The sequence below is a fragment of the Streptomyces sp. NPDC004134 genome (genome assembly GCF_042874195.1).
GTDB lineage: Bacteria > Actinomycetota > Actinomycetes > Streptomycetales > Streptomycetaceae > Streptomyces.
In genome coordinates this window covers 331319-347101 of sequence record NZ_JBIAMS010000004.1, presented here as the reverse complement: position 1 = coordinate 347101, position 15783 = coordinate 331319, and the positions used below count along the sequence as shown (strand labels likewise).

Here is a 15783-nt window from a genome sequence, read left to right as displayed (position 1 = left end):
CGGGACGAGCGTCCCGTGCTCGTCGTCGGCGGCGGCCCCGCCGGGCTGGCGACGGCGGCGGGGCTGCGGGCGGCCGGGGTGCGGGCCGTGGTCCTGGAGCGGGGCGCCCGGGTCGGCGACTCGTGGCGCCGGCACTACGACGGACTGCGGCTGCACACGCCGCGGGGGATGTCGGGGCTGCCGGGCACGCCGCTCCCGCGCCGGTACGGGCGGTGGGTGGGGCGGGACGAGCTCGCGCACTACCTGGAGGAGTACGCGGAGGGCCACGAGCTGGAGATCGTGCACAACGTGGAGGTGGCGCGGGTCGACAGGGCGGGCTCGGGGTCGGGAACCGCGGCCGGGTCCGGGTCCGGGTCCGGGTGGACGGTGGCCGCGACCGGGGGCCGCGTCCTCGACGGCCGCCGGGTGGTCGTCGCCACCGGGTACTGCCACACCCCGTACGTACCGGACTGGCCGGGGCGCGACACGTACCGCGGCGAACTCCTGCACGCCGCGCACTACCGCAACCCCGCCCCGTACGAGGGCAAGGACGTCCTCGTCGTCGGCGGCGGCAACACGGGCGCGGAGATAGCCGTGGAGCTGGCGGCAGGCGGCGCGAAGCGGGTGCGGCTGGCGGTACGGACGCTGCCGCACGTCGTCCGCAGGCCGGCCGCCGGCTGGTGCGCGGTGGCGGGCCGGCGGCTGAGCGGCACGCTGCCGGCCGGGACGGTGGACCGGCTGGCGGGCAGGGTCGGCCGGATCGGGATCCCCGACCTCGGCGACTACGGGCTGCCGCGCCCGGCGAGCGGCCTCTACACCCGGCTCCGGGAGGGTGCGGTCCCGGTCGTCGACACGGGCCTGGTCGCGGCGGTACGCGACCGCCGGGTGCTCCCGGTCCCGGCGGTGGCGGGGCTGGACGGCGACGGCGTCGTCCTCGCGGACGGCGACCGCGCGGAACCGGACGTGGTGATCGCGGCGACGGGCTGGCGGCGGGGACTGGAGGACCTGGTCGGCCACCTCGACGTGCTGGACGCCCGCGGCCTGCCGCGGGCACGGGGGTGGCGCTCGCCGGAGGGGGCCGAGGGACTGCACTTCGTGGGGTTCACGGGACCGGCGAGCGGCAGCCTGCGGGAGATCGGGGCGGAGGCGGGGAAGCTGGCGCGCGAGGCGGCACGCGAGGACTGAGGCGGCCCGCCGAAACCGCCCCCGGACACCGAATCCAGCGGGGACCTGTGGCAGTCAGCCACCTCGCCGCGCCGGCCTTCGCCGGCTCGTCGCGTACGGCAGGGAACTCGGCGCGTACGAGGCCGGAGGCGTCAAGGCAGCGGAAGCGCACCGACGCCTCCGACTCCTGGTCCGCGTAGAAGCCGTCCCACCAGTCGCCGCCGCGGGCGCTCCACCGGTCCGCGCCGGGGTCGAACAGCCCGTCCAGCAGTCGCAGTACGTCCTCCACGGACCGTATGTCCCGCTCCATGCGCGCGTCCCTTCCCGCCCGAGGAGCCCGACCGTACGTGACCGCGTCCGGAAACGAGGACGGTGCCCGTCCGACGACTTCCCCTGATGGTCATCGGACGGGCACCGTGTAGGCCGCTCACCTCATCGGTGTAGAAAGCGGCCGACCGCTCGGCCCGGCTTTTCCCCCTGTTGCGGGCCTGAAAAGAGAATGGCAGGGGCCGATCAACGTTTGGTTAATGCCCACGTCAAGCTTTCGTTCAGCGCCTTCCGGGGCAGGCGCGCGGGCGGGGCGGACGTGGCGTACGGGGCGCCGTCGCATGGGAGTCGCGGGGACATTGGCGAGTAATCGCCAGCATTGCGCGCGGACGTCCGTATTCCTTGACCCGCGTCCGGCCGCCGGAATACTTTCGCGGCTGCCATACCACTGCGAAACGGGGGGCTGGGAGGACTGACTGTCGTGGGCCAGATGAGGACGAGCCTGTGCGAGGCCGCCACGCAAGGGCGTTTACGGGCTCCGGGGGACCCGGACGGCATCCCGCTTCTGACCGGGCGTGAGCGGCAGACGCTCTTTCTCGTCGGCACGGGCGCGGGGAACCGGCTGATCGCGCGCCGGCTGGGGATATCGGAACGGACGGTACGGGCGCATCTCAGCAACGCCGTACGCAAGATCGGGGTCCGCTCGCGCGCGGAGGCGGCGGTCTTCGCGTTCGCCTATCTGGACCTCGTCGACATCCCGGCGGCCGCGGAACCGAGGTGAGGGCGTCCCGATGGCATCGAAGCCGCTGCGCCCGCCGCCGGACCACCCGGGCCTGACGCTCACCGTCTACCACGTCTCGCGGTCCGGCCGCCGCGGCCCCGCGAGCCGTGTTCGCTACCGGCTCTCGGACGGGGACCCGGTGCCGCTGCCGGGTCGCTGGCCGCCGTGCCGCTGCGCGCGCTGCGGGGGGCAGGGCCCCTAGCCGATACGGGACTTGAGACGGCGAGCCGCGAAGCCACTCCGATGCCGGCCGCCGCTCAGCCGCAGCCTCAGCCCCCCTCCGCCGAATCGGCGAGGCACGCCCCGACGAGCCACCCCCGCCGTACCGCCTGCGCCCCGCCCTGGAACCTGCTCTCCGCGCCCAGGCACTCCAGCAGTTCGGCCACCCGCCTGCTGTACGTGCGCGGGGACATGTGCAGATTGCGGCAGGCGACCGTGTCGGGCGTACCGCGCGACAACTCGGCCAGCACCGGCACCAGATGAGGCGGCGGCGGTGCGGGGAGCTGCCTTACGGGCCGCGGGTCGACCAGCTCGTCCGGGAACGCGCCGACGACGAGACGGAGACCGTGTGCGTGCGATTCTTTCCGGGGAGTCGAGTCGCTCATGCCGTCCAGCGAAACGGACGGCCATGGACATGCTGTGGACGGTGTGTCGGAGGCCGTCAATCCGCTGTCAATCGGCCCGGCCGGCTGTCGGGAAACGGGCCGGTGGCGGGGGTGTCCGGGGTGCGGCAGACTGTGTGCGCGGGACTGGACAGGGGGTGGCGATGTCCGAGGGTGAGCGCGCGGAGTTATCCGGAGAGGGCCCGGCGGAGGGCGCGTCGGTGCGCTTCGCCCTGCTCGGACCGGTGCGGGTCAGGCAGGCCGGACGGCCGCTGAGCATGGGCTCGCCGCAGCAGCGGGCCGTGCTCGCCGTGCTGTTGCTGCGCGGCGGCCGGCACGTGGCCGTGGACGAGCTGGTCGACGCCGTGTGGGGCGAGGACCCGCCGCGGGACGCGACCGGCGTGATACGCACCTACGTCTCCCGGCTGCGCCGCGCCCTCGGCCCCGACGCGGACCTGCTGCGCGGCGAGGCCGGCGGCTACGCCGTACACCTGCGCGCGGGCGCGGAACTGGACGTCGAGGCCGCCACCCGGCTGGCGGCCGACGCCGACACCGCCCGCGCCGCGGGCGACGTGGAACGGGCCCGGGAGCTGCGCCGCGGCGCGCTGGACCTGTGGGACGGCGAACCGCTCGCCGGGCTGCCCGGACCGTACGCGGAGCGGCAGCGCACGCGGCTGGCGGAGTGGCGGCTGTCGCTGCTGGAAGGGCAGTTGGAGCTGGACGTCGAGACGGGGCGGCGGGCGGAGGCGATCTCGGAGCTGACGGCGCTGACGGCGGCGTACCCGCTGCGGGAACGGTTCCGGGAGCTGCTGATGCTGGCGCTGTACCGCAGCGGGCGGCAGGCCGAGGCGCTGGCCGTCTACACGGACACGCGGCGCCAGCTCACGGACGAAGTGGGCGTCGAACCGGGCCAGGAGCTGGTGGCGCTCCAGCAGCGGATCCTGCGCGGCACGGACCAGCCGGCCCCCGCACCGGTCACCGCCTCGGTCGCCCCGGCGCAACTCCCCGCGACACTGCCGGACTTCACCGGCCGGGACCACCTTGTGGAGGAGCTGGGCAAGCAGTTGGTGCAGGCGCCGCACATGGTGGTGGCGGTGTCGTCGGTCTCGGGCATCGGCGGGGTGGGCAAGACGACCCTGGCGGTGCACGTCGCGCACGCGGCGCGGGAGTCCTTCCCCGACGGCCAGTTGTACGTCGACCTCCAGGGCTGGGGCCCGTCCCCGGTCGACCCGGCGGGCATCCTCGGCTCGTTCCTGCGCGCCCTGAACGTCCCGGACGCCGACATCCCCGAGTCGCTGACCGAACGCGCCGCGCTCTACCGCTCGGTGCTGGCGGGCCGCCGCGTCCTGGCCCTGCTCGACAACGCCCGCGACGCCGCCCAGGTACGCCCCCTCCTCCCCGGCACGGAGGGCTGCGCGGCACTGATCACCTCCCGCGCCCGCATGGCCCACCTCGTCGGAACGCACCACGTCGACCTGGACGTGATGGACCCGGACGAGGCCCTGCTGCTCTTCACCCGCATCGTCGGCGCCGACCGCGTGGCCCCCCACCGCCCGGCGGCGATGGACGTGGTGGCGGCCTGCGGCTTCCTGCCCCTGGCGATCCGCATCGCCGCCTCCCGCCTGGCGGCGCGCCGTACGTGGACGGTGGCGGTGCTGGCCCGCAAACTGTCCGACGAACACCGCCGCCTGGACGAACTCCAGGTCGGCGACCTGGCGGTGAAGGCGACGTTCGAGCTGGGGTACGGCCAGTTGGAACCGGAACAGGCGCGCGCGTTCCGCCTCCTGGGCCTGGTGGACGGCCCGGACATCTCGCTGACCGCGGCGGCGGCGATCCTGGACCGTACGGAGGAGGACACCGAAGACGTGCTGGAGGCCCTGGTGGACACCAGCCTCCTCGAATCCGTAGCACCGGGCCGCTACCGCTACCACGACCTCCTCCGCCTCTTCGCCCGCACCTGCGCGACCCGCGAGGAGCCGCAGGCGGAACGTGAGGCAGCCGTATCCCGCCTCCTGGACTTCTACCTGACCACGGCGGCACGGGTGTACGAGCTGGGCCGCCCGGGCGACACCCTGATCAGGCACCTGGCCCCGGTGACCCACGCCGGGCTCGACTTCGACAACCAGCACACGGCACGGGACTGGCTCTTCACCGAGGTGGAGTGCCTGCTCGCCGCCGCCCGCCAGTTCGCCCACGGCGACTCGCTCCCGCGCACCGTGGACGTGCTGCTCACGGCCAAGGACCTCGCGGAGTCCGGTTTGCACTCCCCGCGGTTCCTACGCCTGGCCACGGCCCTGCTGGCGGCGGCGGAAGAGGCGGGCGACGTGCGTAGCCAGGCGCGGGCGCATGTCGTGCCGGCGTCGGCTCACCAGTTCACGGGCCGGTTCGAACTGTCGTACCAGCACGCGGGCGACGCCCATGGCTCGGCCGGTGCCCGCAAGGACATCCGGGAGTCCGGCGAGGCCGCGAACGACCGCGGGGTCACGGCTTCCGTTCTGGGAAACCTGGACGACGCCCGGTACTACCTGGAACGGGCCCTGGTCGCCTACCGCGCGGACGGGAACCTGGACGGGGAGTCCCGTGCGCTGAGCAACCTCGCGCGCGTCCACCTCGACGCGGGTGCGACGGCCACCGCGATCGAGCTGGCCGAGCAGACCGTGGAGATCGACAGGCGGGCCGGCGCACTGCTCCGCATGGCATGCAGCAGGTACCACCTGGCCATCGCGCTGAACCAGGCCGGTCGGCACGCGGACGCCCTCGCCCAACTGGACCTCGCCGTCACGGCTTTCGGCGAGGACCGCATGGGCCTGTGGGTGGGGCTGGCCCACTTCCGTGTCGCGCAGGTCCACCTCTCCATGGGGCGGCCGGCCGAGGCCGCTTCGTACGCCGAGAAGGCCCTCTCCCAGCTCCGCGGCATCGGCGGCGACTGGCACCGGGGGAGCGCGCTGACCGTGCTGGGCCGGGCCCTCGACGAACTCGGGCAGGCGGACCGGGCGCGGGCGTGTCTGTCGGAGGCGCGCGACCTCCAGGAATCGGGCTCGACGCAGGCACCGCAGGGCTGAGACCGCCGGGCTGAGAAACCCTCACGGCGGTCCGGTCCCCAGCAGGGCCACAGCCCCGTACACCCCCGACGCCAGCGCGCATCCCGCCACCGTCCCCGCCCCCCAGCGCCACCGCCCCAGCCACCCCGCCACCGGCAGGAGCAGCGGGAACGCCGGGAGCAGCAGGCGGGGGCGGGAGCCGAAGTAGGCGGAGCCGGCGAGGGAGAGGGCCACCGTGGTGAGGCTGTAGGCGAGGAGCGGGGGTGGCTGGCGGTCGCGGACGGTGTGCCGGATCAGGAGGGCCAGGGCCGCGAACGCCGCGCAGAGCGCGACGCCCGTGAGCGGCGACGGCCAGGGGCCTGTCAGGCGGGCCCAGGTGAAGCGGGCGAGGGCGGCGCCGAAGTCGACCCTGTTGCCCCATTCCGCCTGTACGTCGAGGTAGCCCGTGGGGCTTCCGCGGCGTACGCCCACGTACGTGACGTACGCCAGCCACCCCACCGGCGCCAGCAGCACCCCCGCCGCCGCCCGCCGGCGCTCCCCGCCCCGTACCGCAAGCGGCGCCACCGCCAGCGCCGCGATCAGCGCCACCCCGCTCGGCCGGCACAGCCCCGCGGCCGCCGCCAGCCCGCCCGCCGCGCGCCACCGGCCCGTCAGCACCGCGTACAGCGACCACGCCGCCAGCGCCGTGTACAGCGACTCCGTGTACGCCATCCACTGCACGTAACCCACCGGCACCGCCCCCCACAGCGCGGCGAGGAACGCCCCGGTCCGGTGCCCCGCCACGTGGGCGCCGACCGCGTAGATGCCCGCGGCGGCGGCGAAGGACGCCGTGCCGGCGACGAGCAGCCCGGCGTCTGCGGCGTCGAGTGGTGAGACCGCCGACAGGCCCCGTTCGAGCAGCGGCAGCAGCGGGAAGAAGGCCAGGTCGGGGTGGACGCTGCCGCCGGGGAGGCGGATCTCGTGGCCGTAGCCGTCGCGGGCGATGCGCTGGTACCAGACCGCGTCCCAGCGGCCGTCGAGCCGGTGCCACGGGTCCTCGCCCCGGAGCGCCGCGCCCGCGCAGAGCGCGAGCAGGCCGGTGAGGCGCACGGCCGCGTACGCCGCCACCGCCTGGAGCGCGTACGGAACGGACGGGAGCGGGCGCGGAGTCGACAGGACCCGCAGGTCCGCAGGCGATGGGGCCGGCATGCAGGACCTCACCTCGGTGGTACGGAATCCGGAAGTCCGGATTGTCTCCCGCGACCACGGCGCGCACGCTGAAGGACACTGCGACGGCGCGCGTCGGACCCGAAGAATTCCCGCGGCCGTCAGCTTTGCGGCCGCTTCCCGCCCCGCGCGCTCAGCCCTGCGGTGCCCGCGTCGAGCCCGATTCCTGGAGGTCACGCGCCTCGGACAGACACGCCTGTGCCCGGTCGCGCTGGCCGAGCTCGCCGAGGGCGCGGCCGAGGACGGTGAGCGCGCTGCCGCGGTGCCAGTCGCCGCCGATGCCGCGGAGCCGGGAGAGGGCCTTCTCGGCGTACGAAGCGGCCTCGGCCGGCTGACGCATGGCGAGGTGAACCTGCGCGATACGGAAGTGCGCCAGGCCCTCCCAGAGGCTCATGCGGTCCTCGCGGAAGGCGGCGACCGCCAAGTCCAGTTGGACCAGGGCGCTCGCGTGCCGGGCGGCCTGGCTGAACGCCATGGCCAGCTGGTATCTGTTGCAGGCCATACGGAGCAGCGCACCGGCTTTCCGGTCGACCTCCAGGGTCTGCTGGGCCAATTCGATCGCCGTTGACGTAGCCCCTGTGTCGAGGTGGACACGCGCGAGATTCCCCAGCGCGTAGGACTCTCCGTCCAGATTTCCATCCGCGCGGTAGGCGACCAGTGCCTGGTCCAGGTAGCGCCGGGCGTCCTCCAGTCGCCCTAGCACGGAAGCCGTGACCCCGCGGTCGTTCGCGGCCTCGCCGGCCACCCAGATGTCGCCGCAGGCACCGGCCAGGCGGGACGCGTCACTCGCATGCTCGTACGACAGCTCGAACCTGCCCGTGAACTGATGGGCCGCCGCCAGGACGACGTGGGCACGGGCCTGGCTGCGGATGTCGCCGCGCTGCTCCGCCGCCTGGACCAGGGCGGTGGCCAGGGACACGAACCGCGGGGAGTAGAGGCCGGACTCCGCGAGATCCTTGGTGGTGAGCAGCAGACCGACGGTGCGCGGCAGCGAGTCGCCGTGGGCGAACTGGCGCACCGCGGCAAGCAGGCATTCCGCTTCGCTGAAGAGCCAGTCCTGCGCCGTCTGATGGTCCTTGAAACGCGGACCGGCGTGGGCCGCCGGGCTCAGGTGCTTGGTCAGGGTGTCCCCGGGGCGGCCGAGTTCGTACACGCGGGCGGCGGCGGCGAGGTAGTGGTCCAGGAGCCGCGACTGCGCGGCGTCCCGTTCTGCGTCCGGTTCCTCGCGGCGGGCGCAGGCGCGGGCGAAGAGGCGGAGGAGGTCGTGGTAGCGGTAGCGGCCCGGGGCCGCCGACTCCAGGAGGCTGGTGTCGACCAGGGTTTCCAGGAGGTCTTCGGCGTCGTCCTCCGTACGGTCCAGGATCGCCGCCGCCGCGCTCAGCGAGATGTCGGGGCCGTCGACCAGGCCCAGGAGGCGGAACGCGCGGGCCTGTTCGGGTTCGAGCTGGCCGTAGCCGAGTTCGAAGGTGGCCTTGACCGCGAGGTCGCCTACGCGGAGTTCGTCCAGGCGGCGGTGTTCGTCGGACAGTTTGCGGGCCAGGACGGAGACCGTCCACGTGCGGCGGGCGGCCAGCCGGGAGGCGGCGATGCGTATCGCCAGGGGCAGGAAGCCGCAGGCCGCGACGACGTCCATCGCCGCGTTGCGCTCCGGGGTGACGCGGTGGGCGCCGACGATGCGGGTGAAGAGCAGCAGCGCTTCGTCCGGGGCCATCACGTCCAGGTCCACGTGGTGGGCGCCGGCCAGGTCCGTCATGCGGGCGCGGGAGGTGATCACCGCGGCGCAGCCCTCGGTGCCGGGCAGGAGGGGGCGTACCTGGGCGGCGTCGCGGGCGTTGTCGAGCAGTGCCAGGACGCGGCGCCCTGCGAGCATCGACCGGTAGAGCGCGGCGCGTTCCTCCAGCGGCTCGGGGATCTCGGCGTCCGGGGTGCCCAGGGAGCGGAGGAACGAGCCGAGGACGGCGGCCGGTTCCGCCGGTGACGCACCGGCGCCCTGGAGGTCGGCGTACAACTGCCCGTCGGGGAACGAATCCCGTACCGCGTGCCCCACGTGCACGGCCAGCGTCGTCTTGCCGACGCCGCCGATGCCCGAGACCGACGACACCGCCATCACCATGCCGGACGCCTGCTCCAACTGCTTGCCCAGCTCGTCGACGAACGCGTCCCGGCCCGTGAAATCCGCCAATCTCGCCGGCAACTGAGCAGGCGACAACCGCGCGGTCGCGGTGGCCGCTGGTGCCACGGGCTGCTCACCTCCCCGGAGGATCCGCTGCTGCAGTTCCGCCAACTTCGGGCCGGGCTCGACGCCCAGCTCATCGATCAGTAGCCGCCGGCTGTCCGTGTAGACCGCCAGCGCCTCGGCCTGCCGGCCGCTGCGGGACAGCGAGAGCATCAGCAGCTCCCGGAACCGCTCCCGCAGCGGATACGCCGCCGTCAACGCCGTCAGTTCGGAGATCGCCTCCGCGCAGTCGTAAGCCTCGATGTCGAGGGCGAGCCGGCGCTCCAGCAGCGACAGCCGCCACTCGGTGAGCCGCGTGCGCTCGGTCTCCGCGAACGCCCCGGGCAGGCCGGCGAGCGGCTCGCCGTCCCAGAGGCCGAGGGCTTCGCGGAGCAGCGACCGGGCCCTTTCGGCGTCGCCGTCCCGCGTTGCCGAGTCGGCCAGGGCGACGGCCTGTTCGGCAATCGCCAGGTCCGACACGGCGCCGGCTCCGGGCCGCAGGACGTAGCCGCCGGCCTGGCCGGTGATGAGGCGGGCGTCGGGACCGAGTGCCTTGCGGAGCCGGGAGACGTACGTACGTACCGTCCCGACGGCATCGCACGGCGGGTCGTCGCCCCAGAGGGCGTCGACGAGTTCGTGGGTGGTGGCGTGGTGGCCGGAGCCGATGAGCAGGGCGGCGAGGACGGTGCGCTGCTGCGGCGGGCCGACGTTGATCGGGGTGGTGCCGCGCCACGCCGCTGGCGGACCGAGCAGGCTGAAGTACAGCCACCCGTGAGCATCGTCGGCCTCGTAAGCCGACGATGTCCGCAGACGCTCGGCCATGCCCCAGCCCCCCCGGTCCTCGCAGCCCTGTTCGGCAGTCTGCCGTGGAGCGGAGTGCGGTCAGCAACGCCCGTTTGCGCGGCCTGATATCGACGGCTGAAGTGGCTGGCACAGGCTCTGGCCGGCAAAGGGGAGGAAGCTCCGTGGCGGCTTGACACCGGGGCGAACGGTATAGAGAGCACGTGTGTTCTGTTCCTAGGTAGGAGAAAGGCCCGGCCGCAGCAGTCCCCATCTTGCTGCCGCGACCGGGCCGTCTGGCCCCCCCTCGGGCCGTCCTTCGGTTCTAGGGCCTGTTGCTGCCAAGCGGCTTTACAGGGCCTTCCGAGTCGTCATCCTTCTTCGGCGACTCGACGGTCTTGGTCGGCTCGTTGGCGTCGGTGGTCTCATCCTTGGGCGGCGCAGGCCTGTTGGACCCGAGAGTTGTCGGCTCCTGCTCTTTCTCGTTCGGCACTTGAACTCCCCTGTTCAGTGTGTGCTAGTTGGCGACCCGGCCCAGCGACTCCCCCGCGGGTCGCCGGGTCGGGCGCCACGTGGCCGCTTAGCCTAACGATCTCAGCTGGCGGCCAGCCCCCTCGGCCCGGCCTCCCCCGGCTGTCGGGCCTATGACAAGGAGCATGGCGAGTCGTGATAAACGTTCGATGAACGACTTCGTTGAACGGTCACGAGCCGGTCAGGGGCCGGTTACAGAACCGATCCCGAGTCAGGTGGCCGGTGCCAGGGCGAGCAACTCGCGTACCCGTTCGGCTTCGCCGGGAGATGAATTCTCGTGCAGTGAGACGGCCTCGTTCCAGCAGGCCCGCGCCCTGCCAGTCTGCCCTAGCTGCGTGAGTGCGCGGCCGAGCACTGTCAGGACATTGGCCCGGTGCCAGTCCCCGCCGATGCCCTGGAGGCACGTGAGAGCCTGTTCCGCTTTCGCTGCTCCCAGCGCTGACTGCTCCGCGGCACAGTGCACTTGGGCAAGCCGGAACAGCGTCATGCCCTCCCACAGGGGCATGCGGTGGGTACGGAAGAGATCGAGCGCCTGGCTCAGTTGGAGCAGCGCGTCTTCGTGTCGGCCGACGCCCGTCAGAGCGATTCCCAGGGCGTACATGCTGTTGGCCATGCGGAAAGTCGCTGTGTTGAGGTTCTTGTAGATCGACAATGCCTGCTCCGCGAGTTCAACCGCGGTCCCCATGCGGCCCATATCGGTGTGGGCGCGCGAGAGATTGTTCAGCGTGCTGGCCTCGCAGTCGAGGTTGCCGTCCGAACGGTACGCAGAGAGAGCCTGCTGCAAATGAGCGTCGGCGTCTTCGTGTCGGCCTTGGATGGAGGCGACTACGCCGCGGTCGGAGGCCGCCTCGCCGGTCACGAGGATGTCGTCGGAGGCATGGCTGAGCAGCATGGCCCGCGTCGCGTACTCGTCGGCCTCCTCGAATCGGCCGGTCTGGAGATGCGAGAACGACAGCATCGTGTTGGCACGGCCCTGGCTGCGGGTGTCGTCGGCTTTGTAAGCCGCCTCAAGTACGGTGGTGGCGGCGGGTACGAACTGCAGCGAGTACGCACCGGACTCTGCCAGATCCTTGGTCGCCATGAGCAGGTCGGCCGTGCGGCCCAGCGTCTCTCCGTGGGCAAGTTGCCGGGCGGTAGCGAGCATGCAACTGGCCTCGTTGAATAGCCAGTCCTGCGCCGCCTGTTGGCTGTCGAAGTCAAGCTGCAACTCGCGCAGCGTTGCAAGGTGCTTCGTCAGCGTGTCGCCCGGGCGGCCCAGCTCGTACACCCTTGCCGCCGTCGCCAGGTAGAAGTCCAGCAGGCGCGACAGCGCCGCCTCGCGTTCCGCCGGGGGCTCTTCGCGGTCCGCGCAGTCGCGGGCGAAGAGGCGGACCAAGTCGTGGTAGCGGTAGCGGCCCGGGGCTGCCGACTCCAGGAGGCTGGCGTCCACCAGGGCTTCCAGGAGTTCTTCCGCGTCCTCCGTCGTGCGGTCCACGATCGCCGCCGCCGCCGTCACCGAGATGTCCGGGCCGTCGGCCAGGCCCAGGAGGCGGAAGGCTCGGGCTTGTTCGGGTTCGAGTTGGCCGTAGCCGAGTTCGAAGGTGGCCTTGACCGCGAGGTCGCCTACGCGGAGTTCGTCCAGGCGGCGGTGTTCGTCGGACAGTTTGCGGGCCAGGACGGAGACCGTCCACGTGCGGCGGGCGGCCAGCCGGGAGGCCGCGATGCGGATGGCCAGGGGGAGGAAGCCGCAGGCGGCTACGACGTCCATGGCCGCGTCGCGTTCCAGGTCTACGCGTTCCGCGCCGACGATGCGGGTGAAGAGCAGCAGCGCTTCGTCCGGGGCCATCACGTCCAGGTCGACGTGGTGGGCGCCGGCCAGGTCCGTCATCCGCGTGCGGGACGTGATCAGGGCCGCGCAGCCCTCCGTGCCGGGGAGGAGGGGGCGTACCTGGGCGGCGTCGCGGGCGTTGTCGAGCAGGGTCAGTATGCGGCGGCCCGCGAGCACGGAGCGGTAGAGCGCGGCGCGTTCGTCCACCGGCTCGGGGATGTCCGCGTCCGGGGTGCCCAGGGCGCGCAGGAACGCGCCCAGGACGGCGGCCGGTTCGGCCGGGGACGGGCCCGAGCCCTGGAGGTCCGCGTACAACTGGCCGTCGGGGAAGGATTCCCGCGCCGCATGGGCCACGTGGACGGCGAGGGTCGTCTTGCCGACGCCGCCGATGCCGGAGACCGACGACACCGCCATCACCGTGTCCGGCGCGTTCGCCAGCTCCTTGCCCAGTTCCTCCACCACGCCGACGCGGCCGGTGAAGTCCGAGACGGTCGCGGGCAGTTGCGCCGGGCGTACGACGCGGAAGGGGGCGTCGCCCGCGAGGGGTTCGGTCTTCGGGGCGGCCAGGTCCTCGTCGGCCTGGAGGATGCGCTGCTGGAGGTCGGCCAGCTCCGGGCGGGGGTCGACGCCGAGTTCGTCCTGGAGCAGGCGGCGGGTGTCCGCGTAGACCGCCAGGGCCTCGGCCTGCCGGCCGCTGCGGTAGAGGGCGAGCATCAGCAGCTCGCGGAACCGTTCCCGCAGCGGGTGGCCCGCGGTCAGCGCCGTCAGTTCGGAGACGGCCTCCGCGTGCCGGGCGGCGTCGAGGTCCAGCTCGATGCGGTGCTCCAGCAGGGACAGGCGCAGCTCTTCGAGGCGGTCGCGGTGCCAGTCGGCGTACGGGCCGGGCACGCCGCCGAGGGGTTCACCGGTGAACTGGGCGAGCGCGCCCGCGTACAGCTCGCGCGCCTTGGTGGAGTCGCCCGCCGCGGCGGCGGTTTCGGCCGAGCGGGCCAGTTCCTCCGCGGTGGCGATGTCGACCTCGGTGCCGTGGGTCCGGATCGCGTAGCCGCCGGCCTCGCTGACCAGGGCGTCGGCGCCGAGGCTCCGGCGGAGCCTGGACGCGTAGGTGCGCAGTGCGGACACCGCGCGCGGCGGGGATTCCTCGCCCCAGATGCCGTCGACCAGTTCCTGGGCCGTGGCCGTACGCCCACCGCGCAGCAGCAGTGCCGCGAGCATCGCGCGCTGCTGCGGCGTACCGACCGGGAGGGACTCCTCGCCGCGCCAGGCACGGACGGGGCCGAGCACGGCGAAGCGCAGCGCACTCGTCTCGTCTTCGTGGGCCATGGCCGCCCCCTCCCCGGTCCCGGTGATTCCAGATAGCCAAGTCTGCCCTGCCGGGGGTGTTTTAGTCAGCAACGACAGCGCTCTGGCTGGGCCAATGGCCCAGTAAGTGGACGTTTTTCGGCCTTCGGGAGCACACCCCGCGCAGCGGCGCGGCGCGTGATCCTCGCCGTGCGCCCCCAGTCACGCACCGCGCGTGAGCTGACGCCTCGTCAGGAAGGTGCTGCGGTGTGCTCCTGCCGACCACCTTGGCGAAGACGATCACGAGGAAGGACCACATAGGCCAAACCTGCCGTACGCGTCAGTTCGGCTGGATTCTATATGTCCTGAAGAGGCCGTGCCCGTTCGGGCAGGGCCGAATCAGGGGTGTCCGAAACCGGAAGGCGTGCTACGGGGCTGCGGTAAGGACCTCGTTCCGACAGGTCCGCACGGTTCCTCGCCCGCCGCCTCGCCCGCGACCTCGCCTGCCGCCTTGCCCGGGAAGGCCCCACACCCGCCTGACCCGAGCGGCAGCGGCGTCCCTCCGGGGCCGATCCACCGGAGGGCGCCGCCTTGCGGCCGGAGCGTCTTCCGCTACGCCCCGGCCCCCGCCTCAGCGGCCCAGCCAGATCGGGTTCGTCATCGCCGACATCGCCCCCGGCAGCCCGCTCGCCCCGCCGTCCGCCGCCGGGTGGCGTACCTCCGCGCGGACGAACGCCGCGTACGACGGCGTCGTCTGCCACTCCACCGTGCCCGCGCCGTCCGCCAGCGTCGTCGCGTACAACTGGCCCTCGTCCGTCATGAAGCGGACCTGCGCCTTCGCCGGGCCGCCGGTGACCTTCAGCCGTACCGTCGCCTTTGCGTCCGATGCCGTGCGCAGCCGCTCCCCGATGCCCGCGTGCTCGCCCCGCGGGCCCGACGCCGTGAACTCCACGTCCACGTCCGCCGACTCCGCCAGCCAGCTCCGCCCCGCGCGCAGGCCCGCCAGCAGCGCCTGCCGGGACAGGTCGTCGGCCAGCACCACCGTCTGCGGCAGGCCCACGACCTGGCCGTCGCGGTGCGCGTCGCTGTTGCCCACCGCCGGCAGCCAGTCCATCGCGCCGTGGCCGCCGCCCTCGCGGCCCGCCGTCAGGGCGTTGTCCCAGGCGGCCACCGCCAGTTCGTCGTCCGTCGTCCACGGCCCGTTCCACACCTCGACCGCGTCGGCGCCCTCGTAGCCGAACTTCCACTGGCAGCCGACGAACGGGCAGTTGGGGTGCGCCGGCACGACCAGCCCGCCGGCGGCGTGGATCTGCCGCACGTAGCGCGGGTAGGCGTCGTCCCGCGCCCGGTAGCGCCAGTCGACGAACACGCCCGGTTCCGTGCCGACCGCCAGGTAGTGCCCGTTGCGCGTCGTCACCTCCTCGCCGCACAGCACCAGCAGGTCGTCGCCCCACAGCCCGTCCCAGGCGGCGTGCCCGGAGGACGTGTTGTGCTCGGTCGTCGTGATGAAGTCGAGCTTCGCCGCCCGCGCCGCCGCCGCGGTCTCCGCGGGCGTACGGGCGCCGTCGGAGTGCACCGTGTGCAGGTGGCAGTCCCCGCGGTACCAGGCCCGGCCGCGGCCCTTGGCGCGCTCCGGCGGGAACCGCGGCGGCGCGGTCTCGCCCGCCGGGCCGTAGCGCAGGGTGATCGTCACCTCGTAGTCGAGACCCTGCGGGGCGATCGTGTACGGGCCGAGCACCACGTGCCAGCGGCCGGCCCGTACCGGCCCCGGCAGGTACGCGGGCGTCGTCGCCGCCCGGTCGGCGCTGATCGCGAACTCGGTGCGGAAGCCGCCCGACCAGCCGCGGAAGCCCCGGCCGCCGTCGCGGGTGCCGCGCTCGTCGAAGATGCCGATATCCAGGGCGTTGCCCGTCGTGCCCGCGGGCACCTGGGGGCGGTCGTAGCGGTACGAGACGTGGATCTCGCGCACTCCGCGAGGCACGTCGACCGGCAGGTAGACGAAGTCCGGTGCGCCCGGCTCCAGATGGCCGGTGACGGTCCGGCTGTCCTCGGCGCCGGTGGCGGAGCCTTCTGCGTCGTCTGCCGCGCTGGCGAAGCTGACGGGGGCGAGCGTCATCACTCCGGCGGTG

Annotated in this window: 9 protein-coding genes and 1 pseudogene; 4 read left to right on the top strand and 6 right to left on the bottom strand. The window is 73.2% G+C overall.

What is annotated here, in order from left to right:
• Positions 1-15 precede the first annotated feature (15 nt).
• Positions 16-1164, top strand: coding sequence for a flavin-containing monooxygenase (locus tag ACFYVJ_RS08695; protein ID WP_388887917.1), 1149 nt, complete (start codon positions 16-18; stop codon positions 1162-1164).
• Positions 1165-1327: 163 nt separating this feature from the next.
• On the opposite strand, the pseudogene ACFYVJ_RS08690 reads toward ACFYVJ_RS08695, so the two are convergent.
• Positions 1328-1453, bottom strand: a pseudogene (locus ACFYVJ_RS08690) (SAM-dependent methyltransferase); the annotation flags it as partial.
• Between the two features lie 447 nt (positions 1454-1900).
• On the opposite strand from ACFYVJ_RS08690, the gene ACFYVJ_RS08685 reads away from it, so the two are divergent.
• Both ACFYVJ_RS08685 and ACFYVJ_RS08680 read left to right on the top strand, forming a co-directional pair.
• Positions 1901-2191, top strand: a complete 291-nt coding sequence (locus tag ACFYVJ_RS08685) for a helix-turn-helix transcriptional regulator (protein WP_388887858.1) — start codon at positions 1901-1903, stop codon at positions 2189-2191.
• Between the two features lie 10 nt (positions 2192-2201).
• The gene (locus ACFYVJ_RS08680) at positions 2202-2393 is read left to right on the top strand and encodes a hypothetical protein (RefSeq protein ID WP_388887856.1); all 192 of its coding nucleotides are present in this window, start codon (positions 2202-2204) and stop codon (positions 2391-2393) included.
• A 67-nt stretch (positions 2394-2460) separates the two neighbouring features.
• On the opposite strand, the gene ACFYVJ_RS08675 is transcribed toward ACFYVJ_RS08680, so the two are convergent.
• Entirely contained in the window at positions 2461-2796 is a 336-nt protein-coding gene (locus tag ACFYVJ_RS08675) for a hypothetical protein (protein WP_388887854.1), read from the bottom strand.
• Positions 2797-2957: 161 nt separating this feature from the next.
• Here ACFYVJ_RS08675 and ACFYVJ_RS08670 point away from each other — a divergent pair, with 161 nt between their 5' ends.
• On the top strand, positions 2958-5855 hold the full coding sequence (locus ACFYVJ_RS08670) for a BTAD domain-containing putative transcriptional regulator (RefSeq protein ID WP_388887853.1): 2898 nt from the start codon (positions 2958-2960) through the stop codon (positions 5853-5855).
• Between the two features lie 21 nt (positions 5856-5876).
• Here the strand turns inward: ACFYVJ_RS08670 and ACFYVJ_RS08665 are convergent, their stop codons facing one another.
• The 4 genes from ACFYVJ_RS08665 to ACFYVJ_RS08650 all read right to left on the bottom strand — a co-directional run bounded on the left by ACFYVJ_RS08665 (position 5877) and on the right by ACFYVJ_RS08650 (position 15770).
• The gene (locus ACFYVJ_RS08665) at positions 5877-7022 is read right to left on the bottom strand and encodes a hypothetical protein (RefSeq protein WP_388887852.1); all 1146 of its coding nucleotides are present in this window, start codon (positions 7020-7022) and stop codon (positions 5877-5879) included.
• Positions 7023-7173: 151 nt separating this feature from the next.
• A complete protein-coding gene (locus tag ACFYVJ_RS08660; RefSeq protein WP_388887850.1) occupies positions 7174-10077 on the bottom strand; it encodes a BTAD domain-containing putative transcriptional regulator in 2904 nt (967 codons plus the stop codon).
• Between the two features lie 700 nt (positions 10078-10777).
• Positions 10778-13696, bottom strand: coding sequence for a BTAD domain-containing putative transcriptional regulator (locus ACFYVJ_RS08655; protein ID WP_388887848.1), 2919 nt, complete (start codon positions 13694-13696; stop codon positions 10778-10780).
• 589 nt (positions 13697-14285) lie between these two features.
• Positions 14286-15770 (bottom strand): CehA/McbA family metallohydrolase, encoded by a 1485-nt coding sequence (locus tag ACFYVJ_RS08650; RefSeq protein WP_388887915.1) that lies wholly within the window; start codon positions 15768-15770, stop codon positions 14286-14288.
• Positions 15771-15783: the final 13 nt, after the last annotated feature.

Bases quoted from the DNA above. Each gene is read 5' to 3' on its own strand.
- ACFYVJ_RS08685 (WP_388887858.1), top strand. From the start codon at position 1,901: ATGAGGACGAGCCTGTGCGAGGCCGCCACGCAAGGGCGTTTACGGGCT.
- ACFYVJ_RS08680 (WP_388887856.1), top strand. From the start codon at position 2,202: ATGGCATCGAAGCCGCTGCGCCCGCCGCCGGACCACCCGGGCCTGACG.
- ACFYVJ_RS08675 (WP_388887854.1), bottom strand. From the start codon at position 2,796: ATGAGCGACTCGACTCCCCGGAAAGAATCGCACGCACACGGTCTCCGT.
- ACFYVJ_RS08670 (WP_388887853.1), top strand. From the start codon at position 2,958: ATGTCCGAGGGTGAGCGCGCGGAGTTATCCGGAGAGGGCCCGGCGGAG.
- ACFYVJ_RS08665 (WP_388887852.1), bottom strand. From the start codon at position 7,022: ATGCCGGCCCCATCGCCTGCGGACCTGCGGGTCCTGTCGACTCCGCGC.
- ACFYVJ_RS08660 (WP_388887850.1), bottom strand. From the start codon at position 10,077: ATGGCCGAGCGTCTGCGGACATCGTCGGCTTACGAGGCCGACGATGCT.
- ACFYVJ_RS08655 (WP_388887848.1), bottom strand. From the start codon at position 13,696: ATGGCCCACGAAGACGAGACGAGTGCGCTGCGCTTCGCCGTGCTCGGC.
- ACFYVJ_RS08650 (WP_388887915.1), bottom strand. From the start codon at position 15,770: ATGACGCTCGCCCCCGTCAGCTTCGCCAGCGCGGCAGACGACGCAGAA.